This window comes from Bacillus cereus, assembly GCF_002567495.1.
GTDB lineage: Bacteria > Bacillota > Bacilli > Bacillales > Bacillaceae_G > Bacillus_A > Bacillus_A cereus_AQ.
Genome location: NZ_NVAP01000009.1, coordinates 101854 through 115710, shown reverse-complemented (window position 1 = coordinate 115710; position 13857 = coordinate 101854). Strand labels below are relative to the sequence as shown.

Sequence of the window (13857 nt, the reverse complement as noted above, 5' to 3'; positions counted from 1 at the left end):
CGATATTACTTTTCTAAAATATCTTCTAACAACTTTACTTGCTCGCTAACAGTATGTAACGTCTTCACTGACGTATCATTTCGATGCTTTTCTTCTTCCACACTCGCTAACACTTCTTCCGTAGCTGCAGAGGTTTGCTGAATTACGTTAGAAACATGTGTAACATCCTTTACGATATTCGTCGTTTTAACTTGGAAACTTTCTTGATGACCAACAACCTCTCGCATTACATCATTAATCACATCTATAAACTTCCCTAAATCTGTTACATTTGTTAAAACGCTTGCTAACATTTCGTTACACTCTTCTTGCACTCTTTCTGACTTCTCTACCTGCACTTCTACCTTACTCGCTTGATTACTAAACTCCTTCAAAATCCCTTGAATTCTCCCCGCAGAACGATTTGATTCTTCCGCAAGCTTTAACACTTCATTCGCTACAATCGCAAAACCTTTTCCATGTTCTCCTGCCCTTGCCGCTTCAATATTTGCATTCAAAGCTAGCAAACTCGTCTGACTGGAAATATTCGTTATTACATCTACAATTTCATTAATTTGTTTTGAATGTGTCATTAATTCTCTAAATATAATTCCGGACTGTGAAACAACATCATTTAAACTCCTCATGTTAGCTTCAAAATTTCTTAAAGTATGTACACTACCCTTTGAAATTTCTAAACTTTCATCCACACGAGCCGATGCAGTTCTTACTTGAGAGATGATTTGTGCAATATTTCTCTCCATATCATTCAATACTTCTACTGAACGATACATCATCTCTGATTGTGATTGAGTACCAACTGCCACCTCTTCAAAGGCAAAATTAATTTCACTCATCGACTCCATCGACGTATTCATATTTTGCCTTAAGTGATTGAAATTACTATCTAGTTTCACAACTGTTTCTTCAATAAGCCTTTGTGTCTCTTCTAGCTCCTGAGCTTTCCTCATTACTTCTTGTTTTTCATCACTTAAACGAACCAATAGATTAGAACCAATTTTCGTGACGCCCCACATAGCGATTGTTACAATCGCTAACAAACTTGCGAAATTAGCAGCTTCAGACGAGGCTGTATAAGCAAAAAATTGATTTGGCCAATAGCTACAAAGTATAAATGTAATTACAACAGCTACCCCACCAAGAATTAAAATGAGACGTTCACTTAAATAAATTAATGAAACTGCTAGTGTAAAATAGACCATTTGAAATACAGCTGGGCTTTCATTAAATGCTTGTACCATAATGTAAGACATCGTAAGCAACATGAATGTCATCATATATTTATACGCTGACTCCATACTTTTTATAAAAGTAAAAAGCGTCCCAAATACAACTACAGAAATACCACAAATCCAAAACGCTACTGCTCTCTCTGTAAAAATATATCCATAATACCCAATCGCGATTATCCCAAGAAAGAAACTACAAATCGTTATAAACAGTAATAAATGATTTTTCTGTGATTCTTTCTCAAGGTTAGAAAAACAAGTTCTCTTTAACCACTCCATATGAAGCCCCACCTTCTACTTATACGTATCAATTACTTCAGTTTAAATACCGCACTTACTGGGTTATGATCACTATTTTCAAACTTTAAATCTTTCCCTTGTACATTTACAACTTCAACATTCGGTGAAACGATAAAGCCATCAATAATTGTGACAAAGTTTTCACCTTCCACATATTTCTTCACATCATCTCTCACAGTCATAACAGATGGATCTACAGCCCACTTAAAGCCACCATCAGTAAAGTCCTTCGGTAATTCTACTAACCACTCCGGACGCTCTTTCACGAACTTCGGATCACTTAACTGAGCATTCGAAAGTAATTGATTCCAATCTCCGCCCATTATTACATAATCACCATTGTTATAATGCTTGTTCATATATTCTTTTAAATACTCCACTTGTTGCTTTCTAATTTTTCCGCCTTCATCATAAGCAGACAAATGTAAATTTACGAGCCTGACATGTTTCCCATTATTAACAGGAATTTTATGTTCAACAATTGCTCGATCTAAATCAAATAGACGCTTTGGCCAAGGCTCCATCCCAGGAAGCTGGAACCTCTTCGCTTCTTGAACAGTGTATTTAGAAAACGTACTTAATCCAGCTTCCGCATATCCCATTGGACTTGTTATTGGCACCGGAACCCATTTCGTATCATAGTTCTTCCCGAATGAAGAAACATAATCAGGTAATCCTTTTTTCAAAAATTCATGCCCATTTACATCAAATGAACGAAGTGACTTTATATCAACTTCTTGTAATAGCGCAAAATCACTATTCTCATTTTGTAAAAACGAAAGCATATTCTTTAAATTCGTTTCCGTTTGCTCTTTACTACTGGAACCCGATCCTTTTCCCCCATCCATAAAGAAATCTTGATCCTTATCTAATCCAGCATAGCCAATATTAAATGTTGTAACTTTAAATTCATTTTCAGTCGCTAATACGCGCTCTTTATTATTTTCCACCTTCAAACTTATAACATCAGCAGGCTGTTCTTTAGTAAGTGTCATATAACCTAAAAAACCACCTACAATGCCCGCTCCTACTACAATACATATAAGTACGATCTTTAATAATTTCTTCAAATAAACGCCCCTTTTCTAAAACACACAATTAACTTTTCTTTATTTTCAGTCAACTAAAACCAAATGACAGACATACGAAATATTTTATCACATTGAAAACCTTATATCACTATATTTAGTTTATAAGTAATAACTCTCGATCTTAAATCATCAAAAAAATACAAAATGCACCAAATTCTCCACTGGAAATCAAACGCAATGTTTAGTACACTATATGTAATAATCATAGGCGATGGAGTTCGCCATAAACGCTGCTTAGCTAATGACTCCTACCAGTATACTACTGGTAGGAGTCTATTTTTTTGAGCAAGCTATTTAAAGAGGTGAAAAAATTGATTTATATTATCGTTGGCATTGCCGGTATATTAGGAGCCCTTTCTCGTTATTATTTAGGTCTTAATATCACTACATTTTGGCATCATTCATTTCCTTTAGCAACATTACTTATTAACTTAATCGGTTGCTTCTTCTTAGCATGGCTAACTACGTATATCGCTCGGCTAAACCTCTTACCTTCAGAGGTTATCACAGGCATTGGGACTGGATTCATCGGTTCCTTTACGACTTTTTCAACATTTAGTGTAGAAACTGTGCAATTGATCAATCATTCTGAGTGGAGCATAGCCTTCTTATATGTATCATGTAGCATACTTGGTGGTCTCATTATGTCTGGCCTTGGCTATACACTTGGAGATTTCTTAATTAAGAAACGCCTTATGGAAGGTGATTACTCATGATAGAAGCTTTATTAGTCGCAGCTGGGGGTTTTTTCGGTGCTATTACACGATTTGCAATTAGCAATTGGTTTAAGAAAAGAAATAAAACACCATTTCCAATTGCTACATTCCTTATTAATATAACCGGAGCTTTTTTACTCGGGTATATAATTGGCAATGGAATTACCACAGGTTGTCAATTATTATTAGGTACTGGATTTATGGGAGCATTTACTACATTTTCGACTTTTAAATTTGAATCTGTTCAGCTTCTCAATCGTAAAAAACTGTACATCTTCCTTTTATATTTAAGTGCTACTTACATAATTGGTATCGCCTTTGCCTTCCTTGGAATGAAGATCGGCGGAATATAAAAAAGCGACTCTATTGAGTCGCTTTCTTTCATAAGAAGTATGTTCCACCATATGGAATGGAAAATAACCCAGCTGGATGCACATCATAATGTACAATTTGCATCGGAAGCTGTGAATACGGCATATACTGAATTTGCATCATTTGTGCCGCTTGTGCTTGCTGCTGCATGTGAACAGCCTGATACACAGCATGAATTGTCCCCTGTGCTCCTGCCCAAGTAATAGCCGATCCTACTTGTCTTTCACTATAAAAATAATGATTCATCATTATTCAGCTCACTTATTATTTTTCTTCCATATGGTATGTTTCTATTTCATAGTGAGTGTTTTTTCCCAATTGATGGACTCCTCACTAATTAAACTTCATTTTATCTATTACCTTTTTTCAGCTTTGAAATAATAAATCCAAATAGTAATACACCAATACCACTAAAAAATAATATATAACTTATCGGTACTAAGAAAAAGAAAGGTTCTTCAAGAAGTCCATTTTCTCCTACTTTACTATTTGAAGCATGTATAGTTAAAGAAATAATCGCTAAAATCATGAAAGAAATAGCCATTACATATTTATTTTTCATCATATATTCTCCTTCGTTAATTATCACTAATCTTGTTACCATCATAATAATACACACCATATTATAAATCAATAATATTTTATTGTAATTCGATAAATTTATGTTTTCACTTCACAAAAAAGGTTATAGACAATATTTCGTCTATAACCTTTTCACTCCATTATTTCACTCCAAAATATGCCTTTTGGAACATACACATTCTTATCGCATTATGGTAAGATCCATCAACGAAAAACTCATCTTGCAGTTCACCTTCAACGACAAATCCGACCTTTTTATAAACATGTACAGCCTTCTCATTTTCCTTATCGACCACTAAATAAAGCTTATGCATATTTAATACGGAAAAAGCGTAATCCATAGCTAAACGTGTCGCATCAGCTGCATATCCATACCCTTGATAACTCGGATCAATAATAATTTGAAATTCTGTTCTTCGATGAATATAATCGATTTCTACTAACTCAACCAATCCAACCATTTCATTGTCTTTCTCAACGATAAATCGGCGTTCGCTTTGGTCATGTATATGTTTATCATATAAATCCTGCAACTCCACAAATGCCTCATAAGGCTCTTCAAACCAATAAGACATAATATGTGCATTATTATTAAGTTCGTGTACAAACTTTAAATCTTCTCGCTCTAATGGACGTAACTTCAATTCCTGATTCATTCCTATAACCTCCAAGTAAAAGAAACCTCTTCACTTAATTTCTCAATTTTTTTCGATTTCAAACGCCCTAATTTCATTGTAAACTTTCAAGCAACTTGAAGGTCAAGATGAAAAAAGTAGTGCAAACTTACGTCTGCACTACTACTCTTTTCTCAAATCTCTCATATTTGATATGTATAAAGCAATAACTAAAACAAGAATTGCTCCTGCGTATAATAACGTCTCCATCGGTTCCTCATGAGACACAATAATTAATCGAATTAAGGCCGTAATTCCGATATAAATAAAATAACGTAACGGGAAATGATAGTTTGATTTAAAATACTTAATAATTAATGCAATGAACTCGAAGTATAAGAAATAGACGATGATACTTTCAACCAATTTATATGACGTATACTCTTTTGCCGAAAAAATATACTGCACAAACGTGATCGTCTCATTCACTAAGAAAATCGATAACACAATGGATAATATAATTAAAGCTATATTTAATATCCATTGCAAAACACTAGCTATAACATGATCGATATTAAATGATTTCATATTCTCTTTAGACTCTCCTTCGTATAGGTACTTATTTATTATAGCAAAATTATACTTATAGAAGTGTTAAATCAAAGATGATCATCCTCTTTCACTATCACTTCACCATTCGGATATTTATGGTTAATATAATCGCTTCCCCAATCACAAAGTACTTTTAAGCCTTGTTTTAATGATTCTCCCTGTTCTGTAAGGGAGTATTCCACTTTCGGCGGCACTTGATTATATACTTTTCTAGATACAAGCCCATCCTTTTCGAGCTCTTTCAATTGTTCAGTAAGCATTTTTTGTGTAATACCAGTGACCAATCGTTTTAACTCACCGTTTCTTGTCGGTCCACTTGTTAAATGATATAAAATGTGGGATTTCCACTTACCCCCGATCACATCCAAAACGACTTCAATTCTATTGTTATACTCTTTTTTCATATTGAACTCCTTCTGTATTTTGATAGGCACTTTCTCGTGCCTATGTCACGAGATGGTGTCTATATCACGGAAAAGTGCGTACTTTTCATAGTACCTGTACTATACCATAATGATGCATGTAAGCAACTTATAACAGAACATCAACTTAGTGGAGGTATTTTAAAATGAAAAAAGAAAATCGTACTGCAAATTTTTATGATGTGATTCGTGAGCGTCGTTCCGTTCGCTCCTATGATCCTTCAGTTATAATCTCTAATGAAGAAATTAAAGAACTTTTAGAAGAAGCAATGTTAGCACCAAGTAGTTCAAACTTAAACCCATGGCGTTTCATGGTAATTACAGATCAAAATTTAAAAGAGAAGCTTCACCCAATCGCTTTAAATCAACCACAAGTGTTAGAAGCATCCGCTATGATCGTAATCCTAAGCGAAAATAATGCCCATGAATTCGAACATGTTAATAAAGTGAATGAACGTGCAGTAGCTGCTGGATTCATGACAAAAGAAATTAAAAACAGACTGAATAACAGTATTCGTGAGTTTTATGCACCTGTCAGTGACCAAGGGAAAAGAGAATGGCAAATGCTTGATGGTGGTTTGTTAGCTATGCAATTGATGCTTGCTGCAAAAGCGAGAGGATATGATACAGTTCCAATGCTTGGCTATAATGTTGAAGAATTCCGCAAAGCATTTAACGTTCCAGAAAACTTAACTGATGTTTTAATGATTGCACTAGGAAAAGCAAAAGAGCCAGGATTCCCATCCGTTCGATTAACTGTAGATGAAGTAACTTCTTGGAATGGCGAGTTTTAATCACCGAGTTTATCGTACTGTTGCAATAAAAGTACGATAAACTCTATTAATTAAACTATCACGACTTGCACAAAAGAATGGCGTGAAAACAATGCTTGAAGTTTTAAATCGAATGAATGACCTAGCTAAAAAATAAAAAGAAGACGGTTTAACAAAAACAGAGTTAATTGAACGTATGAAATTACGCGAGGAATACCTTCAAATTATTCGTGGTCAAATCAACACCACTGTTACAGGATTAAAAATATTAGATCCTTTAGGAAATGACCTGACACCTAAAAAATTAAAAGAACAACAAAAATTATCACTAAAAAATGATAATAACGCATGAAAATTCCAAGACCTTTTGTTACTTAATGATTCTTCTAAGTAAACATACGATTAGATGAATCATTAAGTTAACATTACATACCTCCTCAACATATCCCTCAAACTTCTAGTTCTAACTTAAAAATCTACAAACAAAAAAACATAGCCCCGCCTCTCCGGCAAAGTTATGATTTTCAGTCTACAATATCACTTAGTTAATTATTAACCTATAAGTTGTCCACAAAACAGCAAATAAAGTTACTATAACCTCCAAAGAAAAGAAACCTTATTTCAACTTTCCTATTGATAGGTTAACACGATAGTTCCCATACTTTAATAATCGTCCTAGAAAGTTATCTAAATCTTCATTGGAAGCAAAATGTGTTTTTAATAAATAACACCCCTCACCACTTATACGGTGTACTTCAGAAATTCCTTCTTCTCCTTGAAAGAAATTCATAAACTCTTGATGATTAGCTGTTGTTACGAACAAAGTAACAAATGCAGTCACTACTTGTCCTAACTTGATTCGGTTTATTGCGATTGTATATTGTTCAATAATTCCTAAATCCTCTAATCTCCGAATTCGGTTTCCTACAGCCTGCCCTGTCATATGTATTTTCTGACCAAGTTCTTTCCATTGTATTCTTGAGTTTTCTCCTAATAATTTCAGTATCTCAAAATCTGTTTGATCAATGATATAAACCAATCCTTTCACCGTGAAAGTAGAAAGCCCGAAAGTGTTTCGCCAACTTATTCTGCTTATCGATACAATTCACTATACTTAGTTTATCCTCTTACATCACATTATTTATCAAGTATATTCACTTATAACATAGAGGACGCAACAAAAAAATAAATCTAGATTTAAAGGAGGTTACAAATATGTTATTACAAGAAATTCTATCGTTCAATGAACAATTTGTAGAAAGTAAGGAATATGCTCCTCGTGAAACGACAAAAATGCCTAAAAAACGTATGGTTGTTGTTTCTTGCATGGATGCTCGTTTAATTGAGCTACTCCCAAAAGCTTTAGATATACACGATGGTGATGCAAAAGTTATCAGAAATGCAGGTGGTAAAATTACTTCTCCTTTCGATAGCGTTATGCAAAGTGTTGTAGCATCCGTATATGATCTAAATGCAGATGAAATCTTTCTTATCGGACACCATAGATGTGGTGCAAGTCAAACTAATCCAAAAGGAACACTTCAAAAAATATTAGATCGTGGAGTAGCTTCACCAGAAATTTTATCAGCAATTGAATATGCTGGTGTTGACCTTGAAAAATGGCTATTTGGATTCGATGATGTCTGCGATTCGACTCAAGCTAATGTTGATTTAGTAAGAAATCATCCACTTATTCCAAAAGATGTTCCTGTACATGGTTTAGTTATTGATCCTCACACAGGTAAATTAGATTTAATAGTTGATGGATACAAAACATTAAATGGTATGAAACATTAATTATTACTTAAATGAAGGGAAGTTATTGGATATGAATAGACAAGAAGCTACGCAAAAAATTATGGAAGCAAAAATCGCAAAAGGTTTAACATGGGAAGAAATTTCAAAAGTAAGTGAAAACTCTGAGACTTGGGTTGTAACAGCATTATTAGGACAAGCTACAATGACACGTCCGGAAGCAGAAAAAATCGGTAAACTATTAGCATTAGATAAAGAAGTAATTCAAGCATTAACAGTAGTTCCACTTAGAGGTCAAGTAATGCAAATGCCTCCTACTGACCCAATCTTATATCGATTATATGAAATGATGTTACAATACGCACCAACTCTTAGAGAATTAATCTTAGAAAAAGCTGGCGAAGGTGTAATGAGTGCAATTAACTTCAATCTAGGTGTGGATACACAAGAAGATCCAAAAGGTGGCGATCCTCGTATCGTTATTACACTTAATGGGAAATTCTTACCGTTCCGTACATGGTAATTAATTAAAAATCTAACTATATAATTAAAATGATTTTATAGAATTACAAAATCCATCCTTTTTAATCTAACTGTATAGAAAGGATGGATTTTTACTATGAGATTCTTTTTCGGTAAAGGAGAATAATATGAATAAAAAATACTTTAATACGAGCTTTAGTATTCTACAGTGGTTTGTTTTTTTATTAGCAAATGCAATTGCATTACCTATCATTATTGGTGGAATATTCCATTTATCAATAGAAGATATTTCAACATTAATGCAGCGAACTTTTTTAGTCGTGGGAATAAGTTCATTTATACAAGTATGGTTTGGGCATCGCTATCCCATAGCGGATGGTCCAGCTGGTTCATGGGTAAGTATATTTGTCATACTGGGACAAGTAGCTATGCATCAGGGACAAAGTGCAAAAGACGTGTTGCAACTTTTAGAAGGCGGGTTAATTATTGCAGGTATATTACTCTTTGTTCTTGGTATAACAGGGCTTGTACATCGAATTCTACGTTTATTTACACCTTTGGTTACAGGAACTTTTCTTTTAATCTTAGCACTTCAGCTTAGTGGTGTGTTACTAAAAGGAATGATGGGATTACAAGGGACTGCAATTTATCCTGATTATACAACAATTACTATTGCACTCTTTGTTTTTGCCATAATTACCTTCTTATCAATTAAAGGGAAAGAATGGATGAAAAGTTACGCTGTGTTACTTGGCATTTCATTTGGTTGGCTCTTGTATGCTTTATTAGGAAAGTCGTCTCATATGCCTTCACACACACCGCTAATTAAGTTACCACAGATATTCGCTTGGGGCATGCCTAGATTCGATATTGGAATGACTCTAACTGCAACTTTATTTACATTTCTGTTAGTTGCAAATATGATTGCTGCTGTTTCAGCTGTAAAACAAGTGGCTCCGCTATCTAAAGAAAATGAAAGACAAACACTGAACCGTGGTATATGGGTCGGAGGTATATCACATATTATCTCTTCGTTGTTCTCTACAATTGGAATTGTACCATTACCTGCATCAGCAGGATTTATTCAACTAACAGGACAAAGAAAAGTGAAGTCGTTCCTTATAGCAAGTCTTATATTAGCAGGAATTTCTTTTATTCCCTCAATTGTAAGCTTTATATCCTTGCTTCCAGGCCCTATTGCTAATGCTGCACTTTTAGCAACATTTGTCCAAGTAATAGGCATTTCATTTCACTCGATTCTACGTGAAGAATTAAATCAACGCCGATTAACTATATTGGGAATTACATTATTAATCAGTTTTGGAATAATGTTTCTTCCAGAAAGCGCATTTAGCGGTATTCCTTCTGCTTTACAATATGTTTTAAGTAATGGACTACTCGTAGGTACTATGATCGTTATTCTGCTAGAACAGTTTTGGAAAGAGTAAAGTATTTATATACTTAATTATAAAAAGAAGAATTAGATGGATTTATTAGTGGATTAAAAAGATAATATTCATACTTCTTTTTTAAATTATTGTTACCATTCCACTTTTTTCACAATGAAACTATATACGTCAAAATTGTTTCACGACGTTATTACTTCCACATAGTTGCAATTTATATAATAACGGTACAGTACAAATAACGTGCTGTATAAAGTGAAAATTTAATCAGTGGGGGGATTAACGATGAACGAAGCGTTACTATTAGTAGACATACAAAATGATTACTTTAAAGGCGGAAATATGGAATTACATCAACCTGAAAAAGCCGTACAAAAAGCAAAGGAAGTATTGAAAGTGTTTCGTGAAAAACATAAAACAGTTATTCATGTACAACATATTGGGAACAATGAAGGGGCTACTTTCTTCTTGCCCGATACATTAGGTGTTCAAATTCATGATGATGTACAACCGATTGCTAACGAAAGAGTCATACAAAAACATCACCCTAACAGTTTTTTAAGCACAAATTTATTAGAAACATTAAAGACAGAAAAAATAGATCAACTAGTCATTTGCGGTATGATGACTCATGTATGCATTGATGCAACAGTACGTGCTGCTAGTGATTTAGGATTTCAATGTATTGTAATTGAAGATGCTTGTACAACAAAAGATTTAGAATTCCAAGGAAATCTAATCCCCGCAGTACACGCTCACCAATCGTTCATGAGTGCATTAGAGTTTGGTGATATTTACGCAAAAGTCATATCAGCGAGCTATTTCATAAACAAAAACAAATAAAGAATTGCAGTTCCATATGAAAAAAGAAAGGATAAATCTCTTATTCTTTCTTTTTTTCAATTGTCTTAATGACAGTATTTATACGGTAATCACCATAATGTAAAACATCTGCAAGAGTCTCTTCTAATTGCTGATGCGAAGATGTGTGAAGAATCATGATATAACACCCATCGCCACTTATACGATACATTTCAGTAATTACGTCCGTTTTTTCGAAAAAGCTTTGAATTTGATTATGATAATGCGGTGCATGCAAAAATAGCGTAACAAACGTCATAATAGATCCTTCCAACTTAGCCCTGTCGATATCTATCGTATATTTTTTAATGACACCTGCCTCTTCTAATTTATTAATTCTTTTCCTAACAGCCTGGCCAGTCAAATGTACTATTTCTCCAATTTCCTTCCAGTTCATTCTAGCGTTTTCTTGTAGCAACTGTATAATTTTAAAATCTGTTGAATCAAACATAGACATCCCCTTCCTATATGAAACAACTTCTATAAGGTTTTCATTTCCCCTACGCTTTCACCCAAAAATTTTGCAATACAATCGATTAACTCTATTAGGAACAACTTTGATAAGTGTTCAAAAGAGACATACTGCAAACTAGCGATTGTTTTTTATAAGTATGAACAAATTTTAGGAATTAGTTTATCTTTTTTTAATGTTTTATTTAGAGGCAGTTTATACTCGAGGATTAACATAATAAACGTAGCAACTAAGTGCATCACAAACCGTACTACTTAAAACCATGTGAATAACATGAAAATCATACAATGAGGAGACGATAAAAATGAATAAAAAAACAAAAGCACTATCATCCATACTACTCGGATTCACATTAGCATTAACAGGTTGTGCTGGTACTAAAGCCGAAGAAAATCATAGTAAACAAAAACAAGAACAAGCTGTTAAAGAAACAAAAAAGGAAAATAAGTTAACGAAAGGACAAAAAATGGCTAATATTCTTAGCGATACGAATTGGCAAGGTACAAGAGTGTTAGACAAAGATAAAAATGACTTAACAAAAGAGAATGCAAACTTCATTGGCCTGGCAAAATATGATGCAAAGTCAGGAAGATATGAATTCTTTGATGCTAAAACAGGTGCAAGTCGTGGCGATAAAGGAACTTTCTTCGTCACAAATGACGGGAAGAAGAGAATATTAATTTCAGAATCAATGAAATATCAAGCTGTTGTTGATATGACAAAGCTAAATAAAAATGTATTTACTTATAAAAGAATGGGGAAAGACGCTAACGGTAAAGATGTAGAAGTCTTCGTTGAACATGTTCCATATAAAGAAAAAGAACTTTCTTTCACTGATCTGGACAAGCAACTGAACTCTACTACAGGAGATATCGTTAAAAATATTGATGGAGATAAAATTTTAGGTGGTACCCTTTGGCACGGAACAAAAGTATTAGATGAAGCTGGTAACGATGTAACACAGTTTAATTCGAATTTTATAAGCTTAGCAAAATTTGATGACAAGTCTAATAAATATGAGTTCTTCAATAGCGAAACAGGTCAAAGCCGCGGTGATTATGGCTACTTCGATGTTGCACACGAAAATAAAATAAGAGCCCATGTTTCAATTGGAAATAACAAATATGGTGCCGCTCTTGAACTTACTGAACTGAATAATAATAAATTTACGTATAAAAGAATTGGTAAAGACCAAGCGGGTAAAGACATCACTGTATTCGTTGAACATGAACCTTATAAAGGTGATATGAAACCACAATTTAGTTTTTAATTGATTTGATTAAAAATCCACTTTTTATATTCGAAACATGAATTAGTATAAGCTGACCGTTTTGGTCAGCTTATACTAATTTTTACATGGAACAACCACTACAGCTCATCGATTACTTTCGTTAGTTTTTGGAGTGCTGATAAAAAGTTTGTTAATTCTTCAGGTGATAAACTGGCATAATACTTTTCAGAAACCTGTTGCATATATGCGTCCATTTCTTTTTTATATAATAAGCCTTTCTCACCTAATTCCACTGAAAATGCACGTTTATCTTCTGCATGTTGTCTTCTGAAAATATATCCTTCCGTTTCAAGTTTCACTAACTGCTGGCTAATAGCACTCTTCGTCACATTCATTTTTTCAGCTAACTCTTTAGGAGTGGATGATGGGTACCGAATAATTAATGTTAACAACGTATATTGCTGATTATTTAAATTGAAATTCGTATAGGACCTTTCTTTCGTTTCAAGTAATATCCATAGTTCTTCAAGTGTTTGATTGATTTCCTCAGCTATATTTTTATTTATCATACTTCTCTCTCTCACCTTTTCTTCTCCAATTTTTCGGGTTTAAATACTTTTTATATTTTGCCACCACTTCTTTCCCAACAAAGACAGCACCTATCAAAAATAGAATTTCTCCTATTACTATACACCCTGGAATGACAATAGCCTTTACCTGCGTCGAAAGTGAAGTAAATGGTATGATTAAAGCACTTCCCCAAAGTAAAACATATATGATTAGAAGCCCTATTCCAACTTTAAAAAGCAATGGCTTTTTTTGTTTATTTTCGTTTGAAACTATTTCTTTTTCCATTTCAAAACCCCCTAAATATAGTTTAGTTTAGTTAACTAAACTATATATCAAGATTAATTTGATTGCAAGGTAAAAAAAGCTGC

The 13857-nt window shown here is 33.7% G+C and carries 19 protein-coding genes, 1 pseudogene and 1 riboswitch; of the genes and pseudogenes, 9 read left to right on the top strand and 11 right to left on the bottom strand.

Going from position 1 to position 13857, the window contains the following annotated elements:
• Nucleotides 1-5 precede the first annotated feature (5 nt).
• Together COK05_RS04580 and COK05_RS04575 are read right to left on the bottom strand one after the other, a co-directional pair.
• On the bottom strand, nucleotides 6-1508 hold the full coding sequence (locus COK05_RS04580; protein ID WP_098611629.1) for a DUF4077 domain-containing protein: 1503 nt from the start codon (nucleotides 1506-1508) through the stop codon (nucleotides 6-8).
• A 32-nt stretch (nucleotides 1509-1540) separates the two neighbouring features.
• Complete coding sequence (locus COK05_RS04575) at nucleotides 1541-2599, bottom strand: endonuclease/exonuclease/phosphatase family protein (RefSeq protein WP_098611628.1); 1059 nt, start codon at nucleotides 2597-2599, stop codon at nucleotides 1541-1543.
• 219 nt (nucleotides 2600-2818) lie between these two features.
• Nucleotides 2819-2878, top strand: a riboswitch (Fluoride riboswitch).
• Nucleotides 2879-2931: 53 nt separating this feature from the next.
• On the opposite strand from COK05_RS04575, the gene crcB (COK05_RS04570) reads away from it, so the two are divergent.
• Together crcB (COK05_RS04570) and crcB (COK05_RS04565) are read left to right on the top strand one after the other, a co-directional pair.
• The gene (gene crcB / locus COK05_RS04570; RefSeq protein ID WP_176539412.1) at nucleotides 2932-3336 is read left to right on the top strand and encodes a fluoride efflux transporter CrcB; all 405 of its coding nucleotides are present in this window, start codon (nucleotides 2932-2934) and stop codon (nucleotides 3334-3336) included.
• Complete coding sequence (crcB, locus tag COK05_RS04565) at nucleotides 3333-3689, top strand: fluoride efflux transporter CrcB (protein ID WP_098611627.1); 357 nt, start codon at nucleotides 3333-3335, stop codon at nucleotides 3687-3689. Before crcB (COK05_RS04570) ends, crcB (COK05_RS04565) begins: the two co-directional genes overlap by 4 nt.
• 28 nt (nucleotides 3690-3717) lie before the next feature.
• Here crcB (COK05_RS04565) and COK05_RS04560 read toward each other — a convergent pair whose 3' ends face one another.
• The 5 genes from COK05_RS04560 to COK05_RS04540 all read right to left on the bottom strand — a co-directional run bounded on the left by COK05_RS04560 (nucleotide 3718) and on the right by COK05_RS04540 (nucleotide 5920).
• The gene (locus COK05_RS04560) at nucleotides 3718-3957 is read right to left on the bottom strand and encodes a DUF3947 family protein (RefSeq protein ID WP_098611626.1); all 240 of its coding nucleotides are present in this window, start codon (nucleotides 3955-3957) and stop codon (nucleotides 3718-3720) included.
• 100 nt (nucleotides 3958-4057) lie between these two features.
• Nucleotides 4058-4270, bottom strand: coding sequence for a DUF3955 domain-containing protein (locus COK05_RS04555; protein WP_255290301.1), 213 nt, complete (start codon nucleotides 4268-4270; stop codon nucleotides 4058-4060).
• A 160-nt stretch (nucleotides 4271-4430) separates the two neighbouring features.
• On the bottom strand, nucleotides 4431-4946 hold the full coding sequence (gene speG, locus COK05_RS04550) for a spermidine N1-acetyltransferase (protein ID WP_098611625.1): 516 nt from the start codon (nucleotides 4944-4946) through the stop codon (nucleotides 4431-4433).
• Nucleotides 4947-5087: 141 nt separating this feature from the next.
• Nucleotides 5088-5492 (bottom strand): phosphate-starvation-inducible protein PsiE, encoded by a 405-nt coding sequence (psiE, locus tag COK05_RS04545; RefSeq protein WP_000834708.1) that lies wholly within the window; start codon nucleotides 5490-5492, stop codon nucleotides 5088-5090.
• Between the two features lie 71 nt (nucleotides 5493-5563).
• Nucleotides 5564-5920: a winged helix-turn-helix transcriptional regulator gene (locus tag COK05_RS04540; protein WP_098611624.1), complete on the bottom strand. Its 357-nt coding sequence runs from the start codon at nucleotides 5918-5920 to the stop codon at nucleotides 5564-5566.
• A gap of 164 nt (nucleotides 5921-6084) precedes the next feature.
• Between COK05_RS04540 and COK05_RS04535 the strand changes: the two genes are divergently transcribed.
• Entirely contained in the window at nucleotides 6085-6732 is a 648-nt protein-coding gene (locus COK05_RS04535; RefSeq protein ID WP_098611623.1) for a nitroreductase family protein, read from the top strand.
• Between the two features lie 91 nt (nucleotides 6733-6823).
• Nucleotides 6824-7063: pseudogene (locus COK05_RS04530) on the top strand (DUF896 domain-containing protein).
• Between the two features lie 264 nt (nucleotides 7064-7327).
• On the opposite strand, the gene COK05_RS04525 reads toward COK05_RS04530, so the two are convergent.
• The gene (locus COK05_RS04525; protein WP_002008929.1) at nucleotides 7328-7759 is read right to left on the bottom strand and encodes an Lrp/AsnC family transcriptional regulator; all 432 of its coding nucleotides are present in this window, start codon (nucleotides 7757-7759) and stop codon (nucleotides 7328-7330) included.
• A gap of 167 nt (nucleotides 7760-7926) precedes the next feature.
• On the opposite strand from COK05_RS04525, the gene COK05_RS04520 reads away from it, so the two are divergent.
• The 4 genes from COK05_RS04520 to COK05_RS04505 all read left to right on the top strand — a co-directional run bounded on the left by COK05_RS04520 (nucleotide 7927) and on the right by COK05_RS04505 (nucleotide 11198).
• Nucleotides 7927-8508: a beta-class carbonic anhydrase gene (locus tag COK05_RS04520; protein WP_098611622.1), complete on the top strand. Its 582-nt coding sequence runs from the start codon at nucleotides 7927-7929 to the stop codon at nucleotides 8506-8508.
• 31 nt (nucleotides 8509-8539) lie between these two features.
• The gene (cynS, locus tag COK05_RS04515; protein WP_098611621.1) at nucleotides 8540-8989 is read left to right on the top strand and encodes a cyanase; all 450 of its coding nucleotides are present in this window, start codon (nucleotides 8540-8542) and stop codon (nucleotides 8987-8989) included.
• 127 nt (nucleotides 8990-9116) lie between these two features.
• Nucleotides 9117-10397, top strand: coding sequence for a purine/pyrimidine permease (locus COK05_RS04510; RefSeq protein ID WP_098611620.1), 1281 nt, complete (start codon nucleotides 9117-9119; stop codon nucleotides 10395-10397).
• 243 nt (nucleotides 10398-10640) lie between these two features.
• On the top strand, nucleotides 10641-11198 hold the full coding sequence (locus tag COK05_RS04505) for a cysteine hydrolase family protein (protein WP_098611619.1): 558 nt from the start codon (nucleotides 10641-10643) through the stop codon (nucleotides 11196-11198).
• A 40-nt stretch (nucleotides 11199-11238) separates the two neighbouring features.
• Here COK05_RS04505 and COK05_RS04500 read toward each other — a convergent pair whose 3' ends face one another.
• Nucleotides 11239-11673, bottom strand: coding sequence for an Lrp/AsnC family transcriptional regulator (locus tag COK05_RS04500; RefSeq protein ID WP_141538894.1), 435 nt, complete (start codon nucleotides 11671-11673; stop codon nucleotides 11239-11241).
• A 319-nt stretch (nucleotides 11674-11992) separates the two neighbouring features.
• Between COK05_RS04500 and COK05_RS04495 the strand changes: the two genes are divergently transcribed.
• Nucleotides 11993-12958, top strand: coding sequence for a DUF4822 domain-containing protein (locus tag COK05_RS04495; protein ID WP_098611618.1), 966 nt, complete (start codon nucleotides 11993-11995; stop codon nucleotides 12956-12958).
• A 98-nt stretch (nucleotides 12959-13056) separates the two neighbouring features.
• On the opposite strand, the gene COK05_RS04490 is transcribed toward COK05_RS04495, so the two are convergent.
• Nucleotides 13057-13488: a MarR family winged helix-turn-helix transcriptional regulator gene (locus tag COK05_RS04490; RefSeq protein WP_098611617.1), complete on the bottom strand. Its 432-nt coding sequence runs from the start codon at nucleotides 13486-13488 to the stop codon at nucleotides 13057-13059.
• Nucleotides 13478-13774, bottom strand: a complete 297-nt coding sequence (locus COK05_RS04485; RefSeq protein ID WP_098611616.1) for a transporter suffix domain-containing protein — start codon at nucleotides 13772-13774, stop codon at nucleotides 13478-13480. The genes COK05_RS04490 and COK05_RS04485 overlap by 11 nt, the downstream gene beginning before the upstream one ends.
• Nucleotides 13775-13857: the final 83 nt, after the last annotated feature.

What these genes read in the sequence shown, in the direction of transcription:
- COK05_RS04490 (WP_098611617.1), bottom strand. Translation starts at nt 13,488, where the DNA reads ATGATAAATAAAAATATAGCTGAGGAAATCAATCAAACACTTGAAGAA.
- COK05_RS04540 (WP_098611624.1), bottom strand. Translation starts at nt 5,920, where the DNA reads ATGAAAAAAGAGTATAACAATAGAATTGAAGTCGTTTTGGATGTGATC.
- COK05_RS04580 (WP_098611629.1), bottom strand. Translation starts at nt 1,508, where the DNA reads ATGGAGTGGTTAAAGAGAACTTGTTTTTCTAACCTTGAGAAAGAATCA.
- COK05_RS04485 (WP_098611616.1), bottom strand. Translation starts at nt 13,774, where the DNA reads ATGGAAAAAGAAATAGTTTCAAACGAAAATAAACAAAAAAAGCCATTG.
- COK05_RS04520 (WP_098611622.1), top strand. Translation starts at nt 7,927, where the DNA reads ATGTTATTACAAGAAATTCTATCGTTCAATGAACAATTTGTAGAAAGT.
- COK05_RS04505 (WP_098611619.1), top strand. Translation starts at nt 10,641, where the DNA reads ATGAACGAAGCGTTACTATTAGTAGACATACAAAATGATTACTTTAAA.
- COK05_RS04495 (WP_098611618.1), top strand. Translation starts at nt 11,993, where the DNA reads ATGAATAAAAAAACAAAAGCACTATCATCCATACTACTCGGATTCACA.
- COK05_RS04500 (WP_141538894.1), bottom strand. Translation starts at nt 11,673, where the DNA reads ATGTCTATGTTTGATTCAACAGATTTTAAAATTATACAGTTGCTACAA.
- COK05_RS04555 (WP_255290301.1), bottom strand. Translation starts at nt 4,270, where the DNA reads ATGAAAAATAAATATGTAATGGCTATTTCTTTCATGATTTTAGCGATT.
- psiE (WP_000834708.1), bottom strand. Translation starts at nt 5,492, where the DNA reads ATGAAATCATTTAATATCGATCATGTTATAGCTAGTGTTTTGCAATGG.
- COK05_RS04535 (WP_098611623.1), top strand. Translation starts at nt 6,085, where the DNA reads ATGAAAAAAGAAAATCGTACTGCAAATTTTTATGATGTGATTCGTGAG.
- cynS (WP_098611621.1), top strand. Translation starts at nt 8,540, where the DNA reads ATGAATAGACAAGAAGCTACGCAAAAAATTATGGAAGCAAAAATCGCA.
- COK05_RS04510 (WP_098611620.1), top strand. Translation starts at nt 9,117, where the DNA reads ATGAATAAAAAATACTTTAATACGAGCTTTAGTATTCTACAGTGGTTT.
- crcB (WP_098611627.1), top strand. Translation starts at nt 3,333, where the DNA reads ATGATAGAAGCTTTATTAGTCGCAGCTGGGGGTTTTTTCGGTGCTATT.
- speG (WP_098611625.1), bottom strand. Translation starts at nt 4,946, where the DNA reads ATGAATCAGGAATTGAAGTTACGTCCATTAGAGCGAGAAGATTTAAAG.
- COK05_RS04560 (WP_098611626.1), bottom strand. Translation starts at nt 3,957, where the DNA reads ATGATGAATCATTATTTTTATAGTGAAAGACAAGTAGGATCGGCTATT.